Raw genomic sequence first — 25,587 nt, forward strand, 5'->3', positions numbered from 1 at the left:
TGGTTATCGCGTACTTCCCGCCGCCAGGAACCGCGCGAAGTAGTCTTTCTTGGAAACGGTGTCGTTGTGGGCCAGGTCCAGCGTGTGGATGAACAGCACGCTCCGCGCCTTGAGGTCGGCATCCTTCCATTCGCCGTCCAACGTCACCTTGTACTTCACCCCGCGGCCCTGGAGCATAGACATCAGAATCACGTTGGCGGACGCCAGATGCTCCGTGAAGAGGCTGATGAGGCGCCGCCCGTGCCCGCGTTTCGCCCATTCCGCGAAGCCCTCCAGATTGCCGTAGGAGGCGTCGAACAGAACAACGTCCCTGATGTTGTCCGCCAGGCCCCCGCGCTGCAGGATGGCGCTCGTAACGTTGTACCCGCCGCTGTGAGCGGTGAGGGTGACGCGGCCAATCTTCTCTGTCGTCAGCTTTCCCGCACCGTGCAGGTAGGCTGCAACCTCGCGCAGCAGCGCCTCGAAACCGCCTGCGTCCAGTTCGAGGTGGCCGTCGCCGGAATCCGTGGCGTCCTTTGGCCCCTGCGGCACGAGGAGGATCGCGTTCATGCCGCTTTGCACGAATTCCTTCCTCAGGTTGTACTCCTCAAACACCTGCGACACGTGGTTCATATGCCCGTGGAAATGGACCACGAAGTCGGTCGCCTCGCCGGGTTTGAGTCCGGCGGGGATGAAGATGCCGACGGTGCTGTCGGAGTAGTGTGTCGCAGCGTCGAAGGCCTTTCCATTGACCGTATACCCGTTCTCCCGGCTCCTGTGGGGGTAGGGGGCATTTGCGAACGAACGCAGGATGAGTTCGCCCTCGGGCGTCTTCTGAGCGGCGGCGGGGAGCACGGCCATCAGTCCGAGCGCGGCAACCGCCATTGCGGCAAACGATGTCATAGGGTGTCTCCTTCGGTTATCTCGATATCAGCATCGCTACAGCGTGGGCGGCGAGGCCGGCGCCGGCGCCGAGATCGCCGAGCCCCTCGGCGGTGGTCGCCTTGATGCCGACGGCATCCTCCGCGATTCCCAGGACGCGCGCGATGTTGGCTTTCATCGCGGCGGTGTGGGGACCGACTTTCGGGCGTTCCGCGATCACTGTGATATCCACGTTGCCGGTGCGGTATCCGGCCGACCCGACGCGCGTCACCACCTCGGCGAGAAGGTCCATGCTGGAAGCCCCCCGCCACTGCTCGTCCGTGTTGGGAAACAGGTGGCCGATATCGGGCAGCCCCGCCGCGCCTAGCAGGGCGTCCATCACGGCGTGCAGCACGGCGTCCGCATCCGAATGGCCAAGAAGGCCGTAATCGAGGCCGAAATCCACGCCGCCCAGGACCATTCTCCGGCCCTGTTCGAACCGGTGCACGTCGTAGCCGTATCCAATGCGAGGTAAATTCAAAGAGCCCCCTCCCCGCGAACGCAGGATGGCCTCCGCCAGCGCAAGGTCGTCCGGTGTGGTGATTTTCATGTTCAGGGGAGATGCCTTCACGAGGTGCACCGGGTACCCGGCGCTCTGCAGTAGAGCGGCCTCATCGGTGAACTGCGCGCCGGTACTCGTGGCGGCCTCGTATGCGTGGCGCAGATCGGCCGTACGGCAGCATTGGGGGGTCTGGGTGGCCCACAGTTGGCTCCGGTCCACCGTCTCATGCACCAACCCGTCCGGAGCGCGCTTCAGCGTATCGGCCACCGGTATCGCGGCGACGCCGGTCCCGCAATCGACGACGCTGCGAATACACCGGGCGATCGTTCCGGCATCGATCAGTGGCCGCGCCGCATCGTGGACCGCCACGATAGGTGACTCCACGATGGCCAAGGCGTTTTTCACCGAATCCTGGCGAGTCTCGCCGCCTTCAACGATTCGACAGGGGATCTTCAGGCCGGAGCGGAGTTGCGCGACGCTCTCCATATCGCTCGGGGAGACTGCCACAACGATGGCTTCAACGCAACCGCTGGCGGCGATGGCATCAAGCGTGCGGCGCAGAATGGGGCGCCCCAGCAAAGGCTCAAGCACTTTGTTGCGGGGCGCCCCGAACCGCGAACCACGGCCCGCCGCAGGGACGATAGCCGTAACGCCGGCGCCTATTTCTCCAACGTCAATTGCAGCATCTCCACGTTTGCGTCTACGTTGTTCGCCATCATGCGCGGATGGGTGTCCACGATGAGTGACTTGCCGGGTGTGAATGTATAGGACAACGTCAGGTTGGTGGTCTCGTCGTTGCCGTCGGGCAGCGTCCGCTGGCGCTGCGTGAAGACGGTGGCCTTGACCACACCGTTGGCGTCCGGCGCATTGGCCGTGATTGTCACGCTTACCGTGTCCAGATCTGCCCTGTATCGGAACACCGCCTGATTCTCCTTGCCGGAGATGACAGCCGGTTTCAGTTTGGCGTAAGCGAAGGAGCGCTCGGCGCCGCTGTTCGTTGTCTTCATCAGCAGGACTTCCGGCTGAAACGTTGTCGGCGTAGCGGCGAGGCAGCCTGCCGCCGCGGCCGCAAGGATCATGGCCGCAAGAACGCTGCGGAGTCTTTTCACGAATTCTCCTCCCGAATGGCCTTACTCGATCGTGAGCATGCCCTTATCTGCCAGGGCGCGGCAGAACCCAAGCACGTCCTGTTCCGCTTCTTCGCGGTCGACATCGAATTCCTCAACAACGAGGTCAAGAATCTCGCTGACGGTGAGCGTGCCGTCCGCCAGTTCCCAGATACGCGTGCCCACGGGGTTCAGCGAGTGCATTACGCTTTCTTGCGGCGTGACGATGACGGCTCCGTCTTCGAAAATGCGCCATGCGGCATCAGGGTCACGGGTGATGTAGCGATCAAGGTCAAGCATGTTCAAACAGCCTCCAGAAAGTATTATCGGGCAGGAAATGCATCTTGTTTGCGGGCACGCGGCCCACGATATCGGCAATTCGGTCAACGGCGGCGTTGACCAGGTGTCTCTCGTGTGCGAAAAACAGAACGCAGGGCATGAGCGCCTTCAGGGCGGTCTTCGGCGTAATGGGCTCCAGATACACGGTGGAATCCTTCACCAGGTTGTTGAGCCCCGCCAGCAGAGCGCTCACATTATCACCGTTTTTCTGCAATTCTCCCCAGAACGGGGTCCCATAGGCGCGGTAATTATCACCGTCTTTGCGCAGGATGGTCAACTCGTCGCTGAGTATTTGTCTCGGAGCGGACAGGCGCGCGGTTGTTGTCTTGCCCGCACCCGAAACACCGAAAAACAAATAAGCGTTTCCATTACTCACAACGGAAGCGCCGTGAATCATGGCGCCCTCCAGGTCCAGCAGGTGGGTGGTGAAGAACACGCGAAGGCACGAGTCGAACGAGTACATGTTAGGAGCGCAGGACCCATCGATGGTCCTCGCTTCCTTGCTGACGTCCATATGGAAGTCGCGCCGCTCGTAATGGAAGCCCGCGTCGGTGGTCGTGACGCGCGGCTGGTCCTCACCGACGGTGGTGATTCCGCGTTCCGTGTCCACCGTCATGGTGAATCCGTCCACCTCGGGCGTCACAAAACCTTCGTAGCGGTCGGCGATCTGTGCGATCAGTTCGGGATTCTCGGAGTTTATGGTCAGGCCGACTCCGGCAATTTCAAGATTAATGGTTTGCATAGAATATGGCTGTGCTGCTCCTGGTTATAGTTCCTTGCGCGTCACCTTGAGCTTGGGGCCGCGCGTCCCCATGCCGGTGTAATGGCTCGCGAAATCCTGCGCCACGGAACCGGTGTCTTCCACGAATCCAAGCTTGGCCGCCAACCGCAGTGACGGGGTGTTCTGCTCAAACGCGGCGTATCGGATTTCCTGCACCCCGCGCTTCGCGGCATCCTCCAGGCCGGCCCGCACCATGCGTTCCGCGAGCCCGCAGCCTCGTGCGGTCATCTTGACGTAAACGCTCATCACCCACCAGCCGGCGGCCATTGGGCCGTCGTCACCCAGCGGCCCCACAACGGCGTGCCCTGAAACGAAATCATCGACAACCGCGACCCAGAGAACGGCGCCCGCCTTGCGGGTTCCCTCCAGCATTTGCCGCGCCTGGCTGCGCACGTGGTCCATGTCGATGCCCCCCATCGGCGAATGGAGCGCCGCCTGTTCGCCGAACAGCATCGCCAGGCCGTCGATATCGTCCACCGTCGCCTCACGGACGACGATCACGCCCACGCGCGCCCGTCGCCGAGCGCGCCACGCCGGCAGCGCCGCCAATGCCGCAAGCAGCCGTCTGCGAAACAACAGGGCCCTCACGAAGGCTGTCGAGTACGGCGCCGAAATCCGCGCCATCGCGGCGCCCAGGCGCCTTCGCGCAGGGGTGCGAAGATCGATGAATCGCCCGCGGCGGTCCAGCCCGATCACCTGTCCCAGTATGTCTTCGGCCTGAACCGGCGGATCGGGAACGAGCAGCGTATCGCCTTTCACAATCCATTGTTTCGCCGGGCCGGAACGAATCGCCAACACCCGGTGCGCGAACAGCCGTGTCTCGCGCGTCGTCAGGATGATGTCGCCCACCTGGATGGAATCGGGATCAACGCTCACAACCCGGCACCGGTCTCCCGCACGGATCGAGGGGAACATGGACAGACCGGTGAGATCCAGCGTCATCGGCGCTACGGTCAGCGCTTTTCGCAAGAGATCGATCTTGGCCGGATTCAGGGATGTGGCGGGGCGTTGAGCCATACATTCAAGCGCGGACATTGGACGAAAACAGTATATGCGGCAAGGCGGGCAGGGAGTCTAACCGCCCGCCTCGCGGAAAGGGTCTGATTCTCCACCGCGGGCAGCGCCTCTGGCGGGAATCCGCCCTATATCGGGAACGCGTAAAGCCAACCGTTGGTATTGCCCGCGACGACGACGTCACCCGCGCCCGTCCCGGTGAGGCATGGCGCGGCCGTGAACATGCCCGGCAGCGCCATGGAACCCGCGTCGAACGTGCGCCACGTGCCCCCTGGATCGGCTGCGCCGCTGCCCCGCTTCAGAGCGTAAAGCCTGCCGTCCGTGCCCCCTATATAGATGACCCCGTTCAGCGCGATCGGTGACGAAGTAAACTCCTTCACCCCGTACGGTTTGAGGGGAAAATCGCTCAAGGCGGCGCCGGACGAAGCGCTGACGGCCGCAATCGAGTGGTTGTCCATTCCGAACGAGACGATGCCGGAGTTTCCATCCGCCCACGGCGACGTGCCGATATTGAACGGCATAGCGACGCCGGCGGCGGGCCATCCGTTCGCAGTGCCGCCGTTGCTGGCGTTCAAGGCCACGACCGAACCGGCCGCGGTGGTCACGTAGACGCTGTTATTGGTGGTCAACACAAAAGGAGCCGATGGGATTGGGCTGCCGCTGTCCTTCTGCCACAGAACCGTCAGAAGATCGCCTGTTACGCAACGCACTTTGCCGTCCGCGCTGGTCAACCATACATGCCCGTAGTCGGGCGCCGCCACCTGCGAGGTGATGGCGCCGAACACCGTCGGGAAGGTCCTGAGGAGCTCGCCCGTGCTCTGGCTGTACGAGTAGAGGCGGCCGTTGTCCGAGCCTATCAGAAGCATTCCATCCGCGGTGGGCGCGGGCGGGCATTGCAGATTGCCGCTGTTTGGCACCGTAACGGTCCATTTCAAAGCGCCGGTCAGGCGGTCCATGGCCACCATTTTCCCGGCAATGGTGACCGCGTAGACCGTGTCATCGTACACTGACGGACGGGCCTTTACCGCGGCGCCGAGGCCGCCGGAAGGGGGGTAACGCCATTTCACTACACCGGGCGTAAACCCCGATTGCGCGGTTGCCGGGATGCCGTACACCACTCCCGCGTCCGTTGCCGCATAGACCCACCCGCCGCTTGAGGACGGCGCCGAGTTGACGGGCGATCCCAATTTGACCGACCAGGTTCGCGGGAGCGGAACCGGCGACCACGTTCCGGAAGGCGCCGCCACAGCTGTGTTGTAGGTGGGCGTTACGTGGAAGTAATCGCAGATGCCTTCGTAAATCGCCTTCGCCACAAGCATCTTGTAGTTCTCATCGTGGAGCGCGGCGTTGTCCGGCGTAGGAGTGTCCATAAACGCCGTTTCAACGATACATGCTGGGCCTTTGAAGAAATTGTTCTCACCGTAATTGCCGGCGAATCCCTGAGCGCCGTACGAATACCAGTTGCTCAGGTAGTTCGCCCGGAGTTCGGAGATTACGCGGGCGTGAACCTTTTGCCCCAGGTATTGGCTGCCGTACTGGTTGGCGGCGTCCGTGACCATGTAGCCGTTGCTGGTCTCGTACATCGTGAGCGTGCCGGACGCGGTTCCGCTGTCTCCGTTATTGTGGAGGCTGACCATTATATCCGCACCGCGCCATATAGCGTACAGAGGGCGCGTGGCGATGTCCCGGTTGGCATCCGTGGTCCTGCCGTTATCGTAGACGCTGCTGGGAGCTCCCTGGCGCACGTTGTGATAGAGCGACGCCATCTGCCACCAGGGTTTGTTCGGCGCCGTCCGCGTCAGCCCGGCGAACGTCCACACGGTCGTACATTGGCCGTAGGTCTTGTCGAGTTCGCGGCAGGGATAGACGGTTGCGCCATTGTTCACGAGGAAGTTGTTGAGATACTGCATGAACTCGGGGTTCAGGAAGTCCTCGATGATACCTTGCCAATACCCGCGCTGCGTCGCCCACCCGGTGCCCGTCGAATTGGAGGTCCAGCCGTGCCCCGGGCTGATGGCGATAGTCTTTCCCGTGAGCGCTCCCACAGCGGGAGTGTACTGCGGCCCGCGCTGGACGCTCCGTGGTCCGGACTCCGGCACAACCTCCGGGACCGGTGGCAGGTAGGAAGACAGCAAACGGCCGTTGCAGGTGAAGCGCCATTTGGTGATGCCTTCCGTGCCGTGGAATGCGATTTGCGCGGCGTCCGTCAATGCTTCCAGGGCGCAGTCGTCGATGCCTGCGGCGGTTTCCGGCGAGAAGTCGATGGCAACGTTCCCGGCGACGAAGGATATGTTGGTGACCCCCGAACCGGATGGGAATCGCAGCGCCTTGAGAGCGGCGTCGATCTGGGCCTGCTGAGTGGTCATTGGCGCGGCGGCGAAAGCGGGCAGACCAAGCGCCATGCAGGCGCAGATGACCGTAAAACTGAGATGCCTCATGCCTGGATATCCTCCACGCTCAGTATAACCAAACGGTCGATTCACCGCCAGCATTGCGATGAAGCTGTCAGCGCGGTAATGCGCGAGCGGACTGCGCGAGGCGTTCTTCGTAGAACGCCTGCAATGACGCAACGCTGTTATCGATGTTGAACGGCCCGGCCTGCATCGCTTCGAATGCCTGTGACCGTGTTATAGCAGGCTTATTCGCCGCCATCTCCAACAGGTCTCCCGCCCAATCCGCAGCCGAAAGCTGGATGGACAATCGACGCACGAGCTGCGGGACCGCATCCATCTCCGACGTAATAGTGTCCGAAACGAGCATGGGTAGGCCCGCTGCCTGAGCCTCCATGCCCACCAGGGGCAGACCCTCGTAGAGTGACGGGAGGCAAAACGCGTCCATCGCTCCGGCGATGAGTCTGGGGGCATCGGCGCGCTGTCCGAGGAAGATGACGCGGTCGCTAAGGCCTCGGTCACTAACCCGGTCCATCATATCGTGCTTCATATCGCCGTCTCCGAGAAGGAGAAAGCGAAGGTTGTCGCGCCTCCTGCAGGCTTCGGCAGCGATATCGATCAGATACCCGTGGTTTTTCTGGTAGACAAACCGCCCGACGTGCCCGACGACGAATGCGTCGGCCGGGATGCCAAGCTCAGCTCGAACGGCTATGTCCGGCCGCGCGGCCCGGAACGGTTCGATATCGATGCCGCAGTACACGAGACGGATACGAGGGTTCTCGCGCCAGCTATCGCCGAATAACTCCTGGGCCGCCGGCATTGAACACGCTATTCCCGCATTCCACAAGCGCGCCAGGTAGCGGTTGCGCGAGGCAACGCGGATCCTGCGCATTGTGGTGGTATTCCCGACTGGCGCGTTGTGGCTGTGCGCGACCCGAACGGGGATCCCGAAGCGTTTTGCGAGCTTGAGCACGTAGCCGCGGTTAAACTGGTTGTGGCAGTGTACGATGTCATACGGTCCGCTTCCAAAGACGATGTCACGCAGCGCGCCGGCGAAGGTGGGCCGGCCGGGCCGACGGGCCAGCGAGTACACTTCGCAGCCCAGCGCCTCGAACTCGTCGACGAGTGGCGTACGTTCGAGATCGCGTACTGCGAGGTTCATCTGGAACCGGCTGCGGTCCACGTGGCCGAGCACGTGCAGGAGCCAGCACTCCACGCCCGCCCGCTCTAAGTGTTTGATCACGTGCAGGACGCGGATGGGCCTATCGGATTCGTAGCGCGCGGGAGTACTCACATTACAAGTATGTTCGCGTTCACCCGTGCCAAACGAAAGTTCGGCCGCGACAACAACGCAGTCCTTGAAGCTGTAGCTGTGCGCTCGGCGGCGGGCGGCTTCGCTGCAGCCCGCCATCTGGCGGCGCTAGCGGGGTTTTGAGCCGATCATCAGCGAGGTCGCGCCGCCGGCGAGGTCCGTTCTGCGGATCGCGTCAAATCCCGCCCCGCTCAGCCATTGGGCAGTTTCGGATTCGGTGTACGTGTCCCCGGATTCGGTGCCGACGAGCATGTTGAGGGCGAACATTGCGCCGCCGGGCGGATTCACCCGCTCGTCGTCCATGAACCAGTCGGCGACCACGATACGTCCGCCGGGATTGAGCGCGCGGAACGCTTTCGAGAAGAGGAGGCGCGTCTCGTCCGGGCTGTTTGAGTGGATGACCGCTGAGAGGAGCGCGAGGTCGTATCCGCCCGGGAATGCGTCCTGAAGGTAGTTGCCCCCGTATGTGTTGACGCGGTCTGCCAATCCTGCCCTGTCGATGTAGCCCTGGGTGATCGGGCAGATGTCCGGCAGGTCGAACACCGTGGCCGTCAGGCCGTTCTTCGCGCGGCAGAACGCCATCGCGTAGTCCGCGCTTCCGCCCCCGATATCCAGGAGGCGGTTGACGCCGGTGAGGTCCAGAGCGCCGACGATCAACGGCGCGCGGCTCATTGCGTTGTGGTGCATCGCCGCGATGAAGGCGTCAGCCCGGTTTGCGCTGGTCGCCTCCTCGCGCGCGGGGGTTTTCCCATTCCGGACCGCTTCCGTAAGGTTGGTCCACGTATGCCACAGGTGCGCGGTATGCATCAGGCCGTCTGCGGCATAGCCCGGCCGGCCGGGTACGAGGCATTGCTCGGCAGCCTCGCTGTTGCGGAACAGGCCCCCTTGCTTCAACAGAAGGCCCTGCACGACGAGGGCGTTGAGAAGGCGGTCGGTTGCCCGCGGGTCCGTTTTCAGCGTGGCTGCAACGTCCTGCGAGGAGCAGGGGCCATTGCCCAACGCCTCGAAGACGCCGATCTCGACGCCTGATAGTATCACGCGGCTGGCCATGAAGCCCCGTGCCGTTTCCCAGATGCGATCGGTTGATGAGGGCATGCGTGTTCTACTTCCCTGCCAGGTACTCAGAAATCGCCTTCGCCGCGCGCCGTCCGGCGCCCATCGCCTCGATCACCGTTGCCGCACCGGTAACGATGTCGCCGCCGGCGAAAAGGCCGGGCCGCGGCGTGGCGCCGGAGTCGTGATCGGCCACGATGGTCCCGTGTGAGGTGATCTCGAGTCCCGGCGTTGTCTGCGGAACCAGTGGCGCGGGCTTGTTGCCGATCGCCACGACAACCGTGTCCGCTTCCACCACGAAATCGGAACCCTCGATCTTCACCGGCCGGCGGCGTCCGGAGGCGTCCGGCTCACCGAGTTCCATACGCAGGCACTGGACGCCCTTCACCCAGCGGTTTTCGTCGCCGATGATGGCGGTCGGCGCGGTGAGATACTCGAAGATAATGCCTTCTTCCTCCGCGTGTTCGATCTCGTCGTGCCGCGCCGGCATCTCGGCGCGGGTTCGCCGGTACAGAACGGTTACCTTCTCCGGGCCGAGTCGCTTCGCCACGCGCGCCGAGTCCATGGCCACGTTTCCGCCGCCGATGACCACAACGTGCTTGCCAACGTAGACGGGGGTGTCGTTCGACTCGGCGTCATACGCGCCCATCAGGTTGACGCGCGTGAGGAACTCATTGGCGGAACACACGCCGCACAGGCTCTCGCCGGGGATGTCCATGAAGACCGGCAGCCCGGCGCCCGTACCAACAAAAACCGCTTCGTAACCGTCCGCGAACAGCTCATCGATGGTGATGGTGCGTCCGATGACGACGTTCGTTTCGACCTTTACGCCCATCTTTTCGAGCGCGGCGATCTCCTGAGCCACGATGGATTTTGGCAGTCGGAACTCAGGTATGCCGTATACCAGCACGCCGCCAGGTTTGTGAAGCGCCTCGAAAATGGTGACATCGTGCCCCATCTTGATCAGATCGGCCGAGCACGCCAGCCCGGCGGGACCGGACCCGATGATCGCGACCTTCTTTCCGGTCTTCACCACGTTCAGGGGCTCGTCCGCTTGCTCGTGAACGCCGTTCTGCATGGCACGATCCGCAACGAACCGCTCGAGCGCTCCAACCGACACCGCCCCGAACTTCTTCGCCAGGGCGCAATGGGACTCGCATTGCGTTTCCTGCGGGCATACGCGGCCGCAGATGGCCGGAAGCAGATTGGCGTCGTGGATCACGTGGAGCGCGTCGTCGAAATCGCCGCCGGCGATCGATTTGATGAACAGAGGAACGTCGATGCCTACAGGGCAGTCCGCCACACAACGCGGCTTCCCGCATTGAAGGCAGCGCTGCGCCTCCAGCACCGCGTCTTCGGGCGACAGGTTCAACGACACCTCTGCGAAATCGGCGACCCGCTCAACGGACGGGCGTGCCGGCGGCCGGTGACGGGGTATGTTCAGTTTCTTTTGGGTTTCGCTCATTTGGTCAGCATCCGGCATCCAGCATCCAGCATTCAGATCGTGAGGCCGATACTCGGCCTGGATGCTGAATACTGGATGCTGGATGCTATGAAACGGGGGTCATCTGTTTCTCGCAGTGGCCGGGGCCTCGCGGCGCCTGTTCCTGGCTGCGGTAGATCGCCAGGCGGGCGCGCAACTCGTCAAAATCGACTTTGTGACCGTCGAACTCTGGCCCGTCCACGCACGCGTACTTTACTTGGTCTCCTATATGCACGCGGCACCCACCGCACATACCGGTACCGTCGACCATCACCGGATTGAGGCTCACCATCGTTGGCGTGGCGGATGGTCGTGTCGTCTCGCAGACAGCGCGCATCATCGGAACCGGGCCCGCGGCGATGACCATTTTCACGTTGCCTTCGTCCAGCAACCGCTGAAGGGGCGTTATGACGAGGGCCTTTTCCCCGACGGATCCATCGTCCGTGGTGAGGTGGAAATGCGTAGATGCAGCGCGCAGTTCGTCTTCCAGGACCAACAGATCCTGGGACCGCGCTCCGAGAATCACGTCCACTTCGTTGCCCGCCGCCTTCACGGCTTCCGCAATCGGGAGAACAACGGCAGCCCCCACACCGCCCGCAACGCAGACGACGCGACCCCAATTCTCAACGTGTGTCGGCACGCCCAGCGGCCCGGCCAGGTCCAGCAGTGTGTCGCCGGCTTCCAGCGCGCACAGGTCGGAAGTTGTTTTGCCGACTTTCTGCACCACGAGGGTGATCGTTCCTGCGTCGGGATCAGATCCGGCGATCGTCAGCGGGATGCGCTCACCATGGTCTTTGACGCGGAGGATGACAAACTGGCCCGCGAGGCGCTTGCGCGCGGTGAGTGGGGCCTCGACGACAAGCCGCGCCACCGTGGGCGCCAGCCATTCCTTTGAGACGATGCGATTCAAGCGGTCTCTCCCTTTCACATCCGGGCGGTGTGTCGCGAGCACGGGCGACGCTGCAAACCGAAGCCGCAATCAGCCTATGTTCCCCCGGTTCATCCTTGCTTTCAGAATAGCACAGGATGCCATCGCGTGGGGTGTTCCCGATACCGCGCCGGCGACGCTCCAGCCCCAAAACGATGGCAGGAGGCACGTGGCGGGATCCAGGATTCGGGAGACCACCCCGCAACCTCTGCATTCCCCGGGGTCAGTTGTCTTCCTTGCGGAACGAGATGAGCATGAACATCCCCTGACCGTCTTTTCGTGGCACGGGCGAGTAGCTGGCCGAGATGTTCACCCCGGACCCATCCTTGCGATGGATCGTGAAATGGCTGCAACCGCCGATGCGCCCGGCCTGCGAGGAAAAGACGCCGAAGCAATCCATGCCGTGGGATACGTCGCCCTCGGCCCCGCACCGGAACAGGTGGTAGCATCGTGCTTCGCCCACGATCTCCCGCGCCTGGAAGCCGGTCAGCCGTTCCGCGGCGAGGTTCATCGCCAGGATCCGGCGGTGCTGGTCGATAAGCAACATCGCATCGGTAGAGTGCTTGAAAAGAGATCCCAGTGCTGCGTTGACGTCTTCCGGCGGTGATTCCTCCAACCATCTGCGGTAAGCCCCGGCGTCCAGAAGGTCGCGGAGTTCGGCGGGATCGGACATCTCGATCCGCAGCAACCAGCCTTCGCCGTAGGGGTCCGAGTTCACGCGGGAGGGGTCGTCCGAGAGTGAATCGTTGACCGCTGCGACGCGGCCCGAAACCGGGGCCATCAGGTCGCACGGGCCGGCGGTGCCGCATACGAGTTGCCCGAATGCTTCGCCCGACACCAGTTTCGAGCCGGATCTGGGAAGCTGGGCGAAATCGACCTGGCCCCACAATCGCTGCGCGGGATCGGACACACCGATGGTCGCGAGAAGGCCGTCGGCCTGTACCCACATATGGGCGAGGTCATAACGCAGGTGTTCGGGCAATCTGATATCCGACATGATTTCTCCGGGAACTGGAATACATGAAGGATAGCATCGCGGGGCGCTTAGCGGGCCACGCGATGCGGCGAGGGGCCCGGCCAGAGTTGCGTTAGTTCTTGGCGCCGGCGAACAGCCGGTTCAGGACGGGCTCGTCGCCAACCAGTTCGCCGTCCTTGAAATGGATGATCCGCTGTGCGTGTTCGGCGATATCCTGCTCGTGCGTGACGATGACAACCGTTTTGCCCGCCGCGTGGAATTTCTGGAAGATCGCCATGATCTCCTCGCCGGTGCGGGTGTCCAGATTGCCGGTTGGTTCGTCGCCAAACAGGATAGCGGGATTGTTGACCAGCGCGCGGGCGATGGCGACTCGTTGCTGCTGGCCGCCGGAGAGTTCATTGGGCTTGTGGTCCATCCGGTCGGTCAGGCCTACCGCCTCCAGGCATTTCACGGCGATCTCGCGGCGGTTGACCACACCGGAGTAGAACAGTGGCATTTCGACGTTCTGCAGGGCGGATGTGCGTGCAATCAGGTTGAAGGTCTGGTAAACGAAGCCGATCTTCCGGCTGCGGATTTCGGCCAGCTGATCGTCGTTGAGGCCGGCAACCTCTTCGCCTTCCAATTGATACGAACCGGACGTCGGGGTATCCAGGCACCCGATGAGGTTCATGAACGTTGATTTACCCGAACCCGAGGGCCCCATGATCGCTACAAACTCGCCGCGGTCGATGCGCAGGGTCACACCGTGCAGGGCGTGGACTTCCTGTGTGCCCATAATGTACGTCTTCTGAAGGTCTTCAACCTGAATAAGTGGCTGGCTCATACGTCTGTCTATCGCCTGTTTCCGTGTGATGCGGCTATCCGTGAGCGCCTCGTTCCGAGGGAAGCGCAGGGCAGGGTATCCTCCGCTTCCCTCGGAATGACCGGGGTGGGAACCGTCTTGTGATCCCCGTTTGTCCGGTCTGCGTCTCTTCAGCTAGTCTCGGTATTCAATTACTTCGCTGCAGACAGCGTCTTAATCAGGCCGTCGATCCGTTCGGTGGCGCGGGCGCGCTGTCGCTCCATCGGGATGCTGCCGGGATTCAGCGGGTTGTATTCCCTGGGAGCCGGCATCTTGCTCAGGTCGAATCCGCGACCGCCTCCGGGCCTGGCTCCGCCGGGCCTGCCGCCGCCGAATCCGCCGGGTCCACCGGGCCGTGGCCCGCCCTGTCCGCCGCCGCCAAATCCGCGGCCACCGCCGCGTTGCGGCATCGATGCCAGTTTCTTCAACTGCGCCATCGTAAACGTGCCCGCGAGCTGTTTATTCACCTTCTGAGCCTGCGCATCCGACATCACAGGCTTGTTCCGCCAGGTCTTCAGGATTCCGAGAACGGTCTTTGCCTGCGCTTTCCTGAAAGCCGTCTTCGGGTCCTTCTGCATCTCCACAATCGCGCCCACTGTCTGGCTCACCGCGCGGATGTTCTTGTGCGAGTCGTTCCACTTCTGCCAGGCCTTCATTTTCGCCTGAACGGCGGGTGTCATCTGCATGCCGCCGGGAGCTTGAGCAAAGGCGCCCGTGGCCAGGATGGCCACGCCGACCGAGGCGATCAGGATGCTGTGCATTCGGTTCATAGGTGTTCTCCTTAAGGGATCGGGCAGGGGATCCAGCCCTTGGGTGTCTACTCGTATCGGAGCGCCTCAATCGGGTTCATCTGGGCAGCCTTCCACGCCGGGTAGAAGCCGAAAAAGGCCCCAACAAGCGCGGAAAAGCTGAATGCCATGATGACCGTTGAAGGCGCGATGACGACGGTCCAGTTGTTGACGGCTTGCACGGTCTTGGCCCCGGCGATGCCGAAGCCCACCCCAAGGAGGCCGCCAATCAGCGAGAGGAACAGGGCTTCCAGGAGAAACTGGCTCAGGATATCCTTGCGCTTGGCGCCGATGGCCTTGCGCACGCCGATCTCCCGCGTTCGCTCGGTAACGGAAACGAGCATGATGTTCATGATGCCTACGCCGCCAACCACCAGCGACACGATGGCGAGATACGTGATAAGCGACGAGAAAGTATCCTGCTGCTGATTCTGAGCGTCGGCCAGGTCCGCCTGGTTGAAGATTCGGAAATCATCGTCCTGGTTGTCGGACAAGTGGTGAAGCCTCCGGAGCGTCTTTGTGATCTCAGCCTGGGCGCGGGTCATCACCGCGTCGGTCCGCGCCTGGCAGTTGATGACCTGGATGTTCTCCATGCCGAAGAGGCGCCGCATGGCGGTGGTGTAGGGGACATACACACCGTCGTCCGGGCTCCGGAAGCCCGTGCCGCCCTTTCGCTGCAGTACGCCCACAACGTCAAAACGCTGGCCGGCGATGCGGATCGATTTGCCGACGGCCGACCGCTGCCCGAAAAGGTCCTGGTAAACGGTGTCGCCAACCACGGCAACGCGGCGTTGTGTCCGGACATCGTCAGCGGTGAGGAATCTGCCGATGCGCACGTGGTGGTTGCTGATATCCGGGTAATCGTTTCCCTGGCCGTAGATGGTGGTGCTGCTGTTCTTATCCAAGAACTTCACCTGGGCGTTGCGGTTCACCTGGGGCGATACCCGGCGAATGGTGGGACACTCGCGAAGGATGGCCTGGGCATCGGAGGGCTTCAACTGCGTGCTCGAACCCATTCCGAATCCGATGCCGCCCTGCCGTTGCTGACCGGCGAATATTGCCAGCACGTTCGTCCCCAGTTGGCGCAGGCTCTGGGCCACCGCTTCGCGGGACCCCTGGCCGATTGCCACGGCGATAATGACGGCCCCGACGCCGATGATGATGCCCAGCATCGTGAGGAAGGCGCGGAGCTTGTTCGCGCCAACTCCGTGGAACGCCATGATGATGCTCACAGGATTGAACCCGCGCGCGCGCTCCTGTTCCGGCATATCGAAGGGTGAGTTCCCGTTGGTATGCGGTTCCGGCGGTGTTCGCACCGGCGTTACTTCGATTGTCTGGTTGGCCATATTCTCGGTCTCTTCTACTGCTTTCGCGCACTCAGCAGGGCGGTTTCGGCGCCGCCCCGCCACAAGTCTCACGCTGCGCGCCGCTATCAGCGACCGCGGCCGCCGCCGCCGGGTCTCCCGCCGCCGCCCGCGAACGGTGTGCTGGCCTGCGGCGTCGTAGTGGCCGGCTCGATGGTCTCGACGACGATGACTTCACCTTCCTTCAGGCCGCTGGTCACTTCCGTCGTATCGTTGCCAAGCACTCCCACTTCGATGGGCCGGCGCGTTAGCTTCACACCTACAAGCGTGTTGGGATCAACCGTCAGCCCGGATGCGGGATCAACGGGGGCCACGGTGCCGCCGCTGGCGATCTGCACGTAGCTTCCATTGTCATCTGTCTGCACGGCGCTGTTCGGTACTGCGATCACATTGTCCTTGTTATCGACGACAAAATCACACGTGGCGTTCATTCCCGGCTTTAAGAGGCGGAACGTGGGCGACGAGTTGTCAATTTCCACGCGGACGTGGATATTTGTTACGTTCTGAGTGACCACAGCCTGCGGATCGATGCGGGCCACCTTCCCCTCGAATGGGACGCCGGGGTAGGCGTCGAAGCTCACATCCACTGTCTGTCCGTCATCAACGCTCGCGATATCCGTTTCATCCACCGTGACGTCCACGAACATCCGGGTGGTAACGCCAAGCTGGACGATGCTGGAACCTGTCGAGTTCAACGAGAGACCCGACGTGATAATGGTACCCTGGTCGACGTACTTGGTTAATACGACGCCTTCGGACGGGGAGCGTACCGTTGTCTGATCCAGCGTGTCCTTCGCGTTTTTCAGCGTGGCCTCGCTGCGCATCTCCGCGGCCTTCGCGCTCGTAATGTCCAGATTTCGGAGTTGGTTGTTTGCGGCGTTGAGCTTGGCCTGCGTGAGTGCGAGGTCCGCCTGAGCAACCTGGGCGTTGGCCTGTCGGACGGCATTCTCCGCCTGTCGGTAGGCATCGCGCTGCGCCTGGATGTCATTGCGGTTCACGTTAGCGGTGTTCAGTGCCGCCTTGGCCTGCGCCACGCGTGATTTCGCCACATCGACATCGGCCTTCAATTCGGCGCCCAATGTGTCCAGTTTTGTCTTCGCGCTGTTCACGCTCGCCTGCGCAACGTCATTGCTCGCCTGCGCGGCGTCCACCACCTGCTGGGAGACGAAGCCTTTCGCTAGCAGGCTCTGCTGCCGGTTGAGGTTCTTCTCGGAGTTGTTCGCGTTTGCGACCGCGCTGTCATAGGCGCTCTGGGCGCTGGAACGGGTTTGTGCCTGCGTCGCCTGCAACTGGTCCAAGGATGTCACGGCCTGGTTGTAGTTCGCCTGCGCTTGTTCAATGGACGCTTTTGTCAGCGCTGTCTGGTTGTCCGCCGTCCGCTTGGCCGCGTCCCGGCGAGACTGCGCGGTGGCGAGGCTTTCCCTCGCGGAATCAAGCGCGGACTGCGCGTTGGCGATGCTGATCGCTGTCTGTTTCTTAGTGAGCTCGTACGTGGTCTTGCTCTGGGTGGTTCTGGCGATTGACGACTGCGTATCCGCCTCGGCCTGGCTGTATGCCAGGTTCGTATCCGAGGGGTCGATCCGCGCAATCTCCTGACCGGGGCGCACTTGGGTGCCTACGTCCACCTTCATCTCCAGCACGCGGCCGCCTGCCTTCGACTTGATGTCCACAACCTTCCACGGCTGGAGTGTCCCTGTCGCGGAGACAGTCTTCTTGACGGTTCCCTTCTCTGCCTTGGCGATCTTGTACTGAGTCAACTTCGAGGCATCCGGCGCCTTGTTGCCGAAGGCGTAGTAGAGGATCCCCGCGAGGACCACCACAAACAAGGCCGCTACCCAGGATTTTGGCCGCTTCTTCAAGACTTTCCTCCCGCGCTAACGTAAGTGTCATTGGCGCCGACCGAGCGCTGCAAGAGCGCATCGGCGCTGTAATAGTCATAAATCGCCTGGACGGTGTTGGTCTCCGCTGTGATGAGCGAGTTCTCCGCCGTGATGACGTCCAGGATGGTTCCCACGCCCTCGGTCCGCGATTGCGAGGCCGCATCGTAGTTTGATCTTGATGCCGTCAGCGCGCTTTGGGCCGCGGTGATGCGGCTGCGAGCCTCTTCACGGCTCAGATAGGCGGATTCCACATCGGCAGCGATTGCCTGACGCGACAATTCCAACTGCGCTTGCGCGCCTCTCAATCCCGCGGACGCCTCCCGGACCCTCGCCCGGGAAGAGCCGGCGTCGAAAAGCGGATACGTAACGGACACCGCCACGATCTTGTCCAGGCCGGGCGACGGGTGCGCCGAGTATGTGCTGCTCAACGTGGATTCGAGGGTGGGGCCGGCGTTGATCTTCGCGAGGCGAACACTCCGGCGGCTCGAGTCCACCCCTATCTCCGTCTGCTTCAAGTCGGGCCGGTGTGCCAGCGCCTGGTCGATGTAGTCCGACGCCACTTTGGTGTCCGGCGTTTCCGATGGCGCGGGCACCGGCTGGTCCGGCGTCACGATATCCTGATTCGATGTGAGACCCATCGCCTGCCGAAGGCTGGTCTGGGCAAGCCGCACGTTGTTGCGGGCCTGAATCACCTGGACATCGGCGTTCGAGTAATCCGCCTGCGCCTGCAGGGTATCCTTCTTCGCGGAAGAGCCCGCCTCGACAAACGCCTTTGTCGCTTCCAGGGTCGTCCGGGCCCGCTCCAATCCGGACTCCGCCACGCGCACCAGATCCTTGGTCCGCAGCAATTGGTAGTAACTGGTGGTGACGTTCAGGATAACCGCCTCGCGGGTATTCTGAACACCCAGCGTGGCGCTTCGCACGGAGTTCCGACTCTGGGCTATGCCGATTTCGCGCCTGCCCGAGTCGAAAATCGTTTGCTGCAGTGATACGGACGTTCCTTGCGTGGTCAGGTCGAAAGACGACTGGTTGTGCTGGCTGGTGGAATTCCGGTACGAGTACGTGGGCGAAATCTGGGGGTACCAGGCTGATTTGCTCTGAGTAAGTTGTGCCTGGGCGCCCTCAAGCTGGCTCTCCGCGGAGGTGATCTGCTTGTGGTTGGCCAACGCTGTTTGAATCGCGACGTCCAGCGTCAGCGGTTCGCCGGGTGCGGGCGCCGGCGATTGGGCCCAAGTTCGTCCCAGCTGGGCGAGCATGGCAACCGCTATCAGTGAATTGAGTGTAAGTTTGCGCATCAGTGTCTGGTATCCGTTGATTCAGTGTAAGGGGTCCCCGCTTGCAGGCGGGGCAATCCGGGGACCCCTTATACCCGGGAATGTCTGCTACTGGCCGTTGGCGCCGCCCTGGCCTCCGTTGCCGCCGGCGCCGTTGCCGCCGCCACCATTACCACCGCCCCGACGGCCGCCGCCGAAACCGCCGAAGCCGCCCCGGCCGCCCATCGTCGCCCGCATCTGGGCCTGTTCCTCAGGGGTCATGCTGTCCCGAATGCTCTGCGACAAAGCGCGCAGGGTATCAAAACGCTGCTGCAGAGGCATGGCCTGAAGGCTCTTGGCGGTGCTGTCGACGAAGGCCTGGTTGGCCTGGGAAGGCTGCGGGGGCTGTCCACCCGGCTGTCCACCCGGTCCGCCCGGCTGCCCGCCCGGTCCGCCCGGTCCGCCCGGCTGTCCACCCATGCGCATCCGGCCGCCAAAGGGCGAGATACGACCGTGCACGAAATAGACAGTCTTGCCGCTGGCCTGTGCCGGTTCAGCGGCGGAGACCATCAGCGTTTTGCCGGTGGCGGGATCCGAGATCTGCACGCCGGGATTGAGCGTCGACAGGGCGGTGACGTATTGGCCGCCGAGGTCCGGTGTGAAGGTGGCCACACTGGCGTCCGGAACTACAATCTTCTTCACGGACAGGCCGGCGAGTTTCGCCACTGCGGCGACCGCCGTCTCAGCAGGCTGCGCTTCCACGCTTCCGCTGAATGTCCCAACCGCGGAAGGGTCCAGCACAACGTTGATGTTTGCCTTCGTGCCCATATCCTTCAGGGTCGTGCGAACGTCTGCTGCGGCAGTGGCCTGAACTGCAAGGTACGGCTTGGCATCCGTGCCGCGCGTGGACAGCGTTACCTTCGCCGGCTCGGAAGAAACGACTACAGTGGTGCGGACGCGCGGGGTGGCTGTCTGAGCCAGGGCCGCGCTTGCGGCGACCGCGCCGGCGAGCACCGCGAAAACTGGGGTCCGATGTCTCATTTTCTTCTCCTTGTCTTGCCGTTACCCGGATTTCCGGCACGGCCTGGATGACCAAACTGGGGTGAAATTCCTGGCGTTGTAGGCCTGGCGGGAAGTCGCCGTGTCTACGGTGACGGTTTGGTTGCACGGCCTGGCGGATTTACACAGGCGGAGCGGGCGTCCATTAACCATCGATGTCTGTAAATACTGCCACTGCATTCGTGTATCATACAGGGGCGACAACCTGAAGGGCTGCCCCGGAGCATTCGTAAGGAGAGCTCCCATTCTCGTCACCGCTACGTTTGATGGGCCAAACGTTGTTCAGGTTGCATGCGGCCCGGGGCCAAAGGCCCGCCCGGCCAATTGCCGGCGAACTGGACGCCCGGGCCCGGTGTTCCGTATAGTGTGGGATACCCGTAACGGATCGAAAGGTAATGCCTATGAAGAAGGTTTTGTTAGCGGCCGCGATGGTGGCCATGTTCGCATCGAATGGGTTTGCGGCTCCGAAGAGGGTGCCCGCCAAGCCGATAGACGTTTACACCTGTCCGATTACCGGCGAGAAGTCCAAGGGCGACGCCGGCGGATCGGAAGTGGTTGGGAAATACAAGGTCCATTTCTGTTGCGCGGGCTGCAAGCCTGCGCTCGACAAAATGAGCGCGAAGGAAAAGACCGCCAAGGTGGAGGCTGCCGCCCGCAAAGACAAGGCCGGCAAGTAACTCTCGACTCGTGTCACTCGCCGGGCGAGGCTGCTCCAGCCTCGCCCGGCTCTGCGTCAGGGGTTCGGGTCGCGGCCCGCGACCTTCCGCGCGAGGCGGGCGGCGTCTCCAAGGTCCAGCGCAGTCGTGGATGCGCCGGTGTTTTCTACATTCAGCCGCGCTACGGTGGCGGGATCCGCCGGCGCCAGCCCGCCCCAAACTCGCAGCGCCGTTAAGACGTCCCCGATCGCGAATTTCGTGGTGAAGACCTGATCCCCGCCATACGCCGGGCCTCCGATTGTGGTGGCCTCGAGGCGGTAGTGGTATGTGGTGCCGGATGCGAGCGTCGAGAGTGCCTTACTGACGGTTAGCGTCGATGTCGATGCGGAGAACGACACAGCGTTCGTGAGTGTCCCATAAGCGGTGGTCAGCCCGTAGTTGAAGACCGCGGTTCCACTGTATCCCCTGGGATTCACCGTGCCGTTGAGCGTTGCGCCAAGCGCGCTTATCGACGTCGCCGGGCTTGTGGTCGCTGCCGGGGCGGGGGGCGGCGCGGAACCCGTGAGGGTAAAGGTCCCGCCACCGGAAACGCGCTTGACGACGAGATAGTATACCGCAGTGGAGGTCGGTGTAAAGGTGATTCTTTCCGTGTTGCCGGCTACGGATGACGTTGTGGACGAGGCAAGGATGATCGGATTGCCGTTCGCATCGGGCGTGGGCCTGTAAAGGTAAAGGTCGAAATCCGCGCCTGCCGGCACCGCGAGTGTGAACGTCCTGGACGCCCCCGCCGTCAGATAGACGTTGAAGCCGCTCGCCCGCTTCTCGAACCGCCCGGACAGAAGGCTATCGGATACCGGTCCGGTGACGAACGGAGTGCGCCGCAGACACTCGATGGCCGCGTCCACGTTTATCAACCCGTATCCTTCGGCTCCATCCTTCGGGTTCGCTGCCCGTCCCAAAGTGGGATTGGAAACGCCGGGGCCGCCCACCTCCGGGTCAACTTCCCGTTGCATGTTGGACTCGGTCGCCGTTGCGCAGAGCAGCATCTTCACGAACAGCGGATCGTCGCTTTTGCCGAACTGCCAGACGTGTCCGTTCTGCTGCCAGGCATCGATGACCAGCGCCGCGCACCCGGCCACGAACGGAGTGGCCATCGACGTGCCGAGGATGGGGCGGTAGTCATTCAGGCGCAGGTCTGGGAACGTTCCCGACATGGCATCGGAATCGTTCGAATCGACGGAGAGAATCTGAGTGTGGAAGCGCGAACCGCCGGGAGCCATAATGTCCGGCTTGATCGTGTCGCCACCCACGTCCGTCCCGCCGGTGAACCCGTCGCTCGTATAAAGGGTGAGCTGGTTGTCGCTGTTTGAAGCGGCAACCGTCATCACCTTCCCGGCGCGGGCCGGATCGCCGAACGTCCCCGTTGGCCCTTCGTTCATGGCGGCAACCGCGACAAACACGCCGGCATCGACCATGGCGTTCGCCTTGTCCCGGTCCGTCTGGAGGGGAGTGAGGGAACCCATCGACATGTTCGCGACCTTGATGCAGTACGTTGAGGCTTTTGCGGCCAGGTCATCCATCGCCGCCTCCACGGCGCCGGGCGCGCTGCCGGCGACCGATGCGTCCGCGAACACTTTGAACCCTGCCCACTTGCACGCAGGGGCCACGCCGCTCAGGAGTGGAAACGAATCGCCGGCGGAGAACACATAGCCATTCCTGGGCGAAAGGGTAGTGGCGACCGAGTAGGGCATCGTGCTGGTCCACCCCGTTCCGGCCCAGGGACCCAGGTAGTTGGAGAACAGGTTCGTGTTAACATCTGCGCCGGACGGCGCCGCGGACCCGTAATGCGCCGTGAACGGCAGCGTTATCCCCCCCGAAAAGGACAGGGCTGAACTGGTCGAGAAAGTGGCCGCCTTGCTGATGTAGTTTGCGGTCAACCCGTAGGCCCCGGTGTCATTCGCCGTTGTCGTTGGTAGGTCGCTACTCTGATAGGCGGCGTAGAACAGGTTGACCTGTTGCGCGGAGTTGCCGGGAATCCACTTGGCGTTGGCGCTCCAGTCGAAGGTCGCGGGGCCGGTGCTTTCGCTCAACGCGGGCAGTTCCAGATTCGTCCTGATGAAGTACTGAAGTTGAGGGATGAGGTTGTCGGAGTCCGAATACTTGATGGTGGAAGGATTGATCCCTCCGACTGATCCGCTGCCGGTCGCGATGCCGGTGACGTGACTGCCGTGTTCGCCTTTGTCACGCGGAGTGGGCCACGCGTCCGGCGAGTAGTCATGCCAGTACGCCATCCGGCCGGCTAGATCGGGGTGGTAACCGACGCCGACCGGGTTGCCGGAACTCGATACGCCGGTATCGATGATGCCGATTGTGATGTTCGCGTTTCCCGCGTAGCCCAGCGGCCATTGCTGCCGGACACGGCCGTTACGGGTGGCGGTATACATGCCCAGGCGCGCCGGCCTGGAAAGCACGGCGCCGTTAAAGCCGGCGCCCATCGAGGCAACCGCAGCCTGCAGGCTGCCGAGCGCGATAGACCCGTTCCAGCCGTAGCCGACGGCGCGATAGACCCAGGTGACGCGTCCCCCCAGAGCGGTAAACGCGTCTATCTCCCGCTGCGTTACGGGCCGGACGAAGTTGAACTCCACGTCCACGGGTGAAGCGAGGTCGCCGAGGGACGCGGCGACGTTCCCGCCGGCCTGGCCCGTTCCCAGAATCGCCTCGCGGGCGTTGCGGAGCCTGGCGTCCAGTTCGTCGTCGATGCGGTTGCCATCACGATCCACATCCGTGACAGGCAGGATGGCCCGGCGGATCGAGGCCTGTGCCGGCAGAAGCACGCGCGCGCCCGGGCCTGCTGCGGCGGAAAGCGCCATCGAACCGAGCCCGAGGCACATCGCGGCGATCCTCCTCGCGGTCGCAATGCGGTCATTCAACGTGCTGCTCCGTGGCTTTTACCGCAACCTCCTGAAGGGGACGTTCCCACACGCTTGGTTCACTGGCCAGACCGCAACGGTCCACGGCGGTCACCGTGTATATCTCGGCGCCCCCGACGGGCAGGGTTGTTTGTCCGGCAGGCACGATCTCCGTGGTCCAGGTACCGTTTGTTTTCGAGCGAATCACCCAAAGCCAGCCCGGCCCCTCGGACTTCCACGAGGCGACGCCGGCCTCAACCGTCAGTGTCGGTGGCTCGGGGCCGCGCGCTTCGAGCCACGGAGACGGAGGAACCAGCGAAGGCTCCGCGTAGGCCTTTGCGATGGTATCCGCGACGCCGCCGCGGTTGGTCAGCAATGTCCGGGCGCTGAAAAACACGTTGCCGGTGGCCCCGTTCTGTTTGCGAGTGATCTCAATCTGCCTGCCGATCTCATCCGCCGGGTGGCTGAGGATATTTCCCGGCCAGATATTGCGATGTTTCCGGTTCTGTTCTACCCACCAGGCAAGCAGTGCGGGGTATGATTGCCGCGGCTTAGTGGACGACCAGTATAATTGCGGGGTGAAATAGTCCACCCATCCGTTCTGAAGCCACTTTCTTGAGTCCGCGTACAACTCGGCGTAGGCGTCGAATCCGGAGATTCCTGGCGGATTCTTCGGACGCCATATTCCGAATGGGCTGACGCCAACCTTCACCCATGGCTTCAGCTCCTTCGTGCCCTTGTACATCCCTTCGATGAATTGGTTGATGCTGTCTCGGCGCCAATCCGCGCGGCTCAATCTGCCTCCGTCCGCCCGGTACTTCGCCCAACTAGAATTGTCCGGAAAATCGAGGCTGCCTCCTTGTGGCCCGCGTACCTTGTAGGGGTAGAAGTAGTCGTCAACGTGGATGCCATCGATGTCATAACGCTTCACGACGTCGAGGAACACGGCCAGGGAGTGCTTCCGGGCGTCGGGCTCGCCGGGGTCCATCCATTGCTGCCGGCCGTAGGGTTTGACGAGTTGGGCGCGGGTGACGCTGATGTGGCTAGGCGCCGGCGTCGAGCCCGGGGCGTAACTGGCGCGGAACGGGTTGAACCAGGCGTGTAGTTCCAGACCGCGTTTATGGCATTCCTCGATGGCGAACGCGAGCGGATCGTAGAAAGGCTCGGGCGCTTTACCCATTGTGCCCGTGAGGTAGGCGGACCATGGCTCAAGATCCGATGGGTAGAGCGCATCCGCTGCGGGCCGGACTTGAAAGACGACGGCATTCATCCTGAGCGCCGCAGCCTTGTCAAGGATGGCGATGAGCTCCTGCTTCTGCTGGTCCGTTGAAGCGCCCTTTGTGGGCCAGTCTATGTTGCCGACGGTAGCGACCCACAGACCGCGGAATTCGCGGGTTACGGGCGGCAGGTCCTTCGGAATGTCCGCTGCGCGTGATGCTATCGGAAGCAGCATGGTCCATGCAAGCAGAATCCACCTCATACCATCACAACCTTATCGGGCGGGGTGGGCGTGCCCAACCCTTCAGGAGGCAGCCTTGCCGTGATGCGCCTGGTCTGTTCGGGCGAGCGCCTCGACTTCCTCCAGCGTGTAGCCCATCTTCTGGACCATGCCGATGAGGATGCTGTTCTGGTATTCCAGGTGGTGAAGGATCACTTCAACCTCGCGCTCCGCCTTGATGTTTATCTCGTAGTCATTCTCCGCTCGAAGGTCGGCGGCCCGGCTCTGCAGGTTCTGCCCGACCATGATAAGCGGCAACAGGATCAACTGAAGATACCCGCTGGAAATATACTGGATCACCGTCATGGACGGCTTGTATATGAGCGGAACCGTGACCAGAATCACGCAGAAGAAGAAGAAAGCCATCGTGCCAACCCGGTTCGTCATCCATATGGCGAACTTCTCCAGAGGCTTGAGGCTCTCCGCGTGGGCCGTGCGCACGTTGCGAATGGGCTTGCGATTCTTACGAATGTCCTCTAGGGTGGGCGGCTTGGGGACTTTGATCTCGATCATTTGTGCACTCCTGAAAGATAACACACCGACAACGGGAAGCGT

22 protein-coding genes are annotated in these 25,587 nt (G+C 62.7%); 1 reads left to right on the forward strand and 21 read right to left on the reverse strand.

The genetic code is table 11. The annotated features are described in order from the left end of the window. Positions 1-3 precede the first annotated feature (3 nt). The 18 genes from VGM51_17725 to VGM51_17810 form a co-directional block, all read right to left on the reverse strand. The gene (locus VGM51_17725; protein ID HEY3414875.1) at positions 4-882 is read right to left on the reverse strand and encodes a hypothetical protein; all 879 of its coding nucleotides are present in this window, start codon (positions 880-882) and stop codon (positions 4-6) included. Between the two features lie 16 nt (positions 883-898). After that, a complete protein-coding gene (gene ispD / locus VGM51_17730; protein HEY3414876.1) occupies positions 899-2,080 on the reverse strand; it encodes a 2-C-methyl-D-erythritol 4-phosphate cytidylyltransferase in 1,182 nt (393 codons plus the stop codon). After that, entirely contained in the window at positions 2,062-2,511 is a 450-nt protein-coding gene (locus VGM51_17735) for a hypothetical protein (GenBank protein HEY3414877.1), read from the reverse strand. The genes ispD and VGM51_17735 overlap by 19 nt, the downstream gene beginning before the upstream one ends. A gap of 21 nt (positions 2,512-2,532) precedes the next feature. After that, positions 2,533-2,808, reverse strand: a complete 276-nt coding sequence (locus VGM51_17740) for a PqqD family protein (protein ID HEY3414878.1) — start codon at positions 2,806-2,808, stop codon at positions 2,533-2,535. Continuing rightward, positions 2,801-3,589: a hypothetical protein gene (locus tag VGM51_17745; protein HEY3414879.1), complete on the reverse strand. Its 789-nt coding sequence runs from the start codon at positions 3,587-3,589 to the stop codon at positions 2,801-2,803. The genes VGM51_17740 and VGM51_17745 overlap by 8 nt, the downstream gene beginning before the upstream one ends. Before the next feature lie 24 nt (positions 3,590-3,613). Beyond that, positions 3,614-4,645, reverse strand: coding sequence for a GNAT family N-acetyltransferase (locus VGM51_17750; GenBank protein HEY3414880.1), 1,032 nt, complete (start codon positions 4,643-4,645; stop codon positions 3,614-3,616). 125 nt (positions 4,646-4,770) lie between these two features. Further along, complete coding sequence (locus VGM51_17755) at positions 4,771-7,080, reverse strand: PQQ-binding-like beta-propeller repeat protein (GenBank protein HEY3414881.1); 2,310 nt, start codon at positions 7,078-7,080, stop codon at positions 4,771-4,773. Positions 7,081-7,147: 67 nt separating this feature from the next. Continuing rightward, positions 7,148-8,275, reverse strand: coding sequence for a glycosyltransferase (locus VGM51_17760; protein HEY3414882.1), 1,128 nt, complete (start codon positions 8,273-8,275; stop codon positions 7,148-7,150). Positions 8,276-8,452: 177 nt separating this feature from the next. Further along, on the reverse strand, positions 8,453-9,439 hold the full coding sequence (locus VGM51_17765; protein HEY3414883.1) for a methyltransferase: 987 nt from the start codon (positions 9,437-9,439) through the stop codon (positions 8,453-8,455). Positions 9,440-9,446: 7 nt separating this feature from the next. Then, positions 9,447-10,862, reverse strand: a complete 1,416-nt coding sequence (gltA, locus tag VGM51_17770) for an NADPH-dependent glutamate synthase (protein ID HEY3414884.1) — start codon at positions 10,860-10,862, stop codon at positions 9,447-9,449. Between the two features lie 85 nt (positions 10,863-10,947). Further along, positions 10,948-11,790, reverse strand: coding sequence for a sulfide/dihydroorotate dehydrogenase-like FAD/NAD-binding protein (locus VGM51_17775; GenBank protein ID HEY3414885.1), 843 nt, complete (start codon positions 11,788-11,790; stop codon positions 10,948-10,950). A 241-nt stretch (positions 11,791-12,031) separates the two neighbouring features. Beyond that, positions 12,032-12,805: a PAS domain S-box protein gene (locus tag VGM51_17780; protein ID HEY3414886.1), complete on the reverse strand. Its 774-nt coding sequence runs from the start codon at positions 12,803-12,805 to the stop codon at positions 12,032-12,034. Positions 12,806-12,896: 91 nt separating this feature from the next. Continuing rightward, positions 12,897-13,607, reverse strand: a complete 711-nt coding sequence (locus tag VGM51_17785) for an ABC transporter ATP-binding protein (protein HEY3414887.1) — start codon at positions 13,605-13,607, stop codon at positions 12,897-12,899. A 170-nt stretch (positions 13,608-13,777) separates the two neighbouring features. After that, positions 13,778-14,395 carry a hypothetical protein gene (locus VGM51_17790; protein HEY3414888.1) on the reverse strand — a complete coding sequence of 206 codons (618 nt, stop codon included), beginning with the start codon at positions 14,393-14,395 and terminating at the stop codon, positions 13,778-13,780. 47 nt (positions 14,396-14,442) lie between these two features. Continuing rightward, a complete protein-coding gene (locus VGM51_17795) occupies positions 14,443-15,759 on the reverse strand; it encodes an ABC transporter permease (GenBank protein ID HEY3414889.1) in 1,317 nt (438 codons plus the stop codon). A gap of 86 nt (positions 15,760-15,845) precedes the next feature. After that, complete coding sequence (locus tag VGM51_17800; protein HEY3414890.1) at positions 15,846-17,636, reverse strand: efflux RND transporter periplasmic adaptor subunit; 1,791 nt, start codon at positions 17,634-17,636, stop codon at positions 15,846-15,848. Next, on the reverse strand, positions 17,633-18,952 hold the full coding sequence (locus VGM51_17805; GenBank protein ID HEY3414891.1) for a TolC family protein: 1,320 nt from the start codon (positions 18,950-18,952) through the stop codon (positions 17,633-17,635). Before VGM51_17805 ends, VGM51_17800 begins: the two co-directional genes overlap by 4 nt. An 87-nt stretch (positions 18,953-19,039) precedes the next feature. Continuing rightward, positions 19,040-19,951, reverse strand: a complete 912-nt coding sequence (locus VGM51_17810) for a hypothetical protein (protein HEY3414892.1) — start codon at positions 19,949-19,951, stop codon at positions 19,040-19,042. Positions 19,952-20,370: 419 nt separating this feature from the next. Between VGM51_17810 and VGM51_17815 the strand changes: the two genes are divergently transcribed. Further along, positions 20,371-20,646, forward strand: a complete 276-nt coding sequence (locus VGM51_17815; protein ID HEY3414893.1) for a hypothetical protein — start codon at positions 20,371-20,373, stop codon at positions 20,644-20,646. A gap of 56 nt (positions 20,647-20,702) precedes the next feature. On the opposite strand, the gene VGM51_17820 is transcribed toward VGM51_17815, so the two are convergent. From VGM51_17820 to VGM51_17830, 3 genes are read right to left on the reverse strand one after another with little or no spacing between them, the layout of a single operon-like run. Beyond that, positions 20,703-23,555 (reverse strand): S8 family serine peptidase, encoded by a 2,853-nt coding sequence (locus tag VGM51_17820; protein HEY3414894.1) that lies wholly within the window; start codon positions 23,553-23,555, stop codon positions 20,703-20,705. Continuing rightward, positions 23,548-25,014 carry a family 10 glycosylhydrolase gene (locus VGM51_17825; protein HEY3414895.1) on the reverse strand — a complete coding sequence of 489 codons (1,467 nt, stop codon included), beginning with the start codon at positions 25,012-25,014 and terminating at the stop codon, positions 23,548-23,550. The genes VGM51_17820 and VGM51_17825 overlap by 8 nt, the downstream gene beginning before the upstream one ends. A 42-nt stretch (positions 25,015-25,056) precedes the next feature. Continuing rightward, complete coding sequence (locus tag VGM51_17830) at positions 25,057-25,545, reverse strand: DUF1003 domain-containing protein (GenBank protein HEY3414896.1); 489 nt, start codon at positions 25,543-25,545, stop codon at positions 25,057-25,059. Positions 25,546-25,587: the final 42 nt, after the last annotated feature.

The sequence above is a fragment of the Armatimonadota bacterium genome (assembly GCA_036504095.1).
Lineage (GTDB): Bacteria > Armatimonadota > DTGP01 > JAKQQT01 > JAKQQT01 > DASXUL01.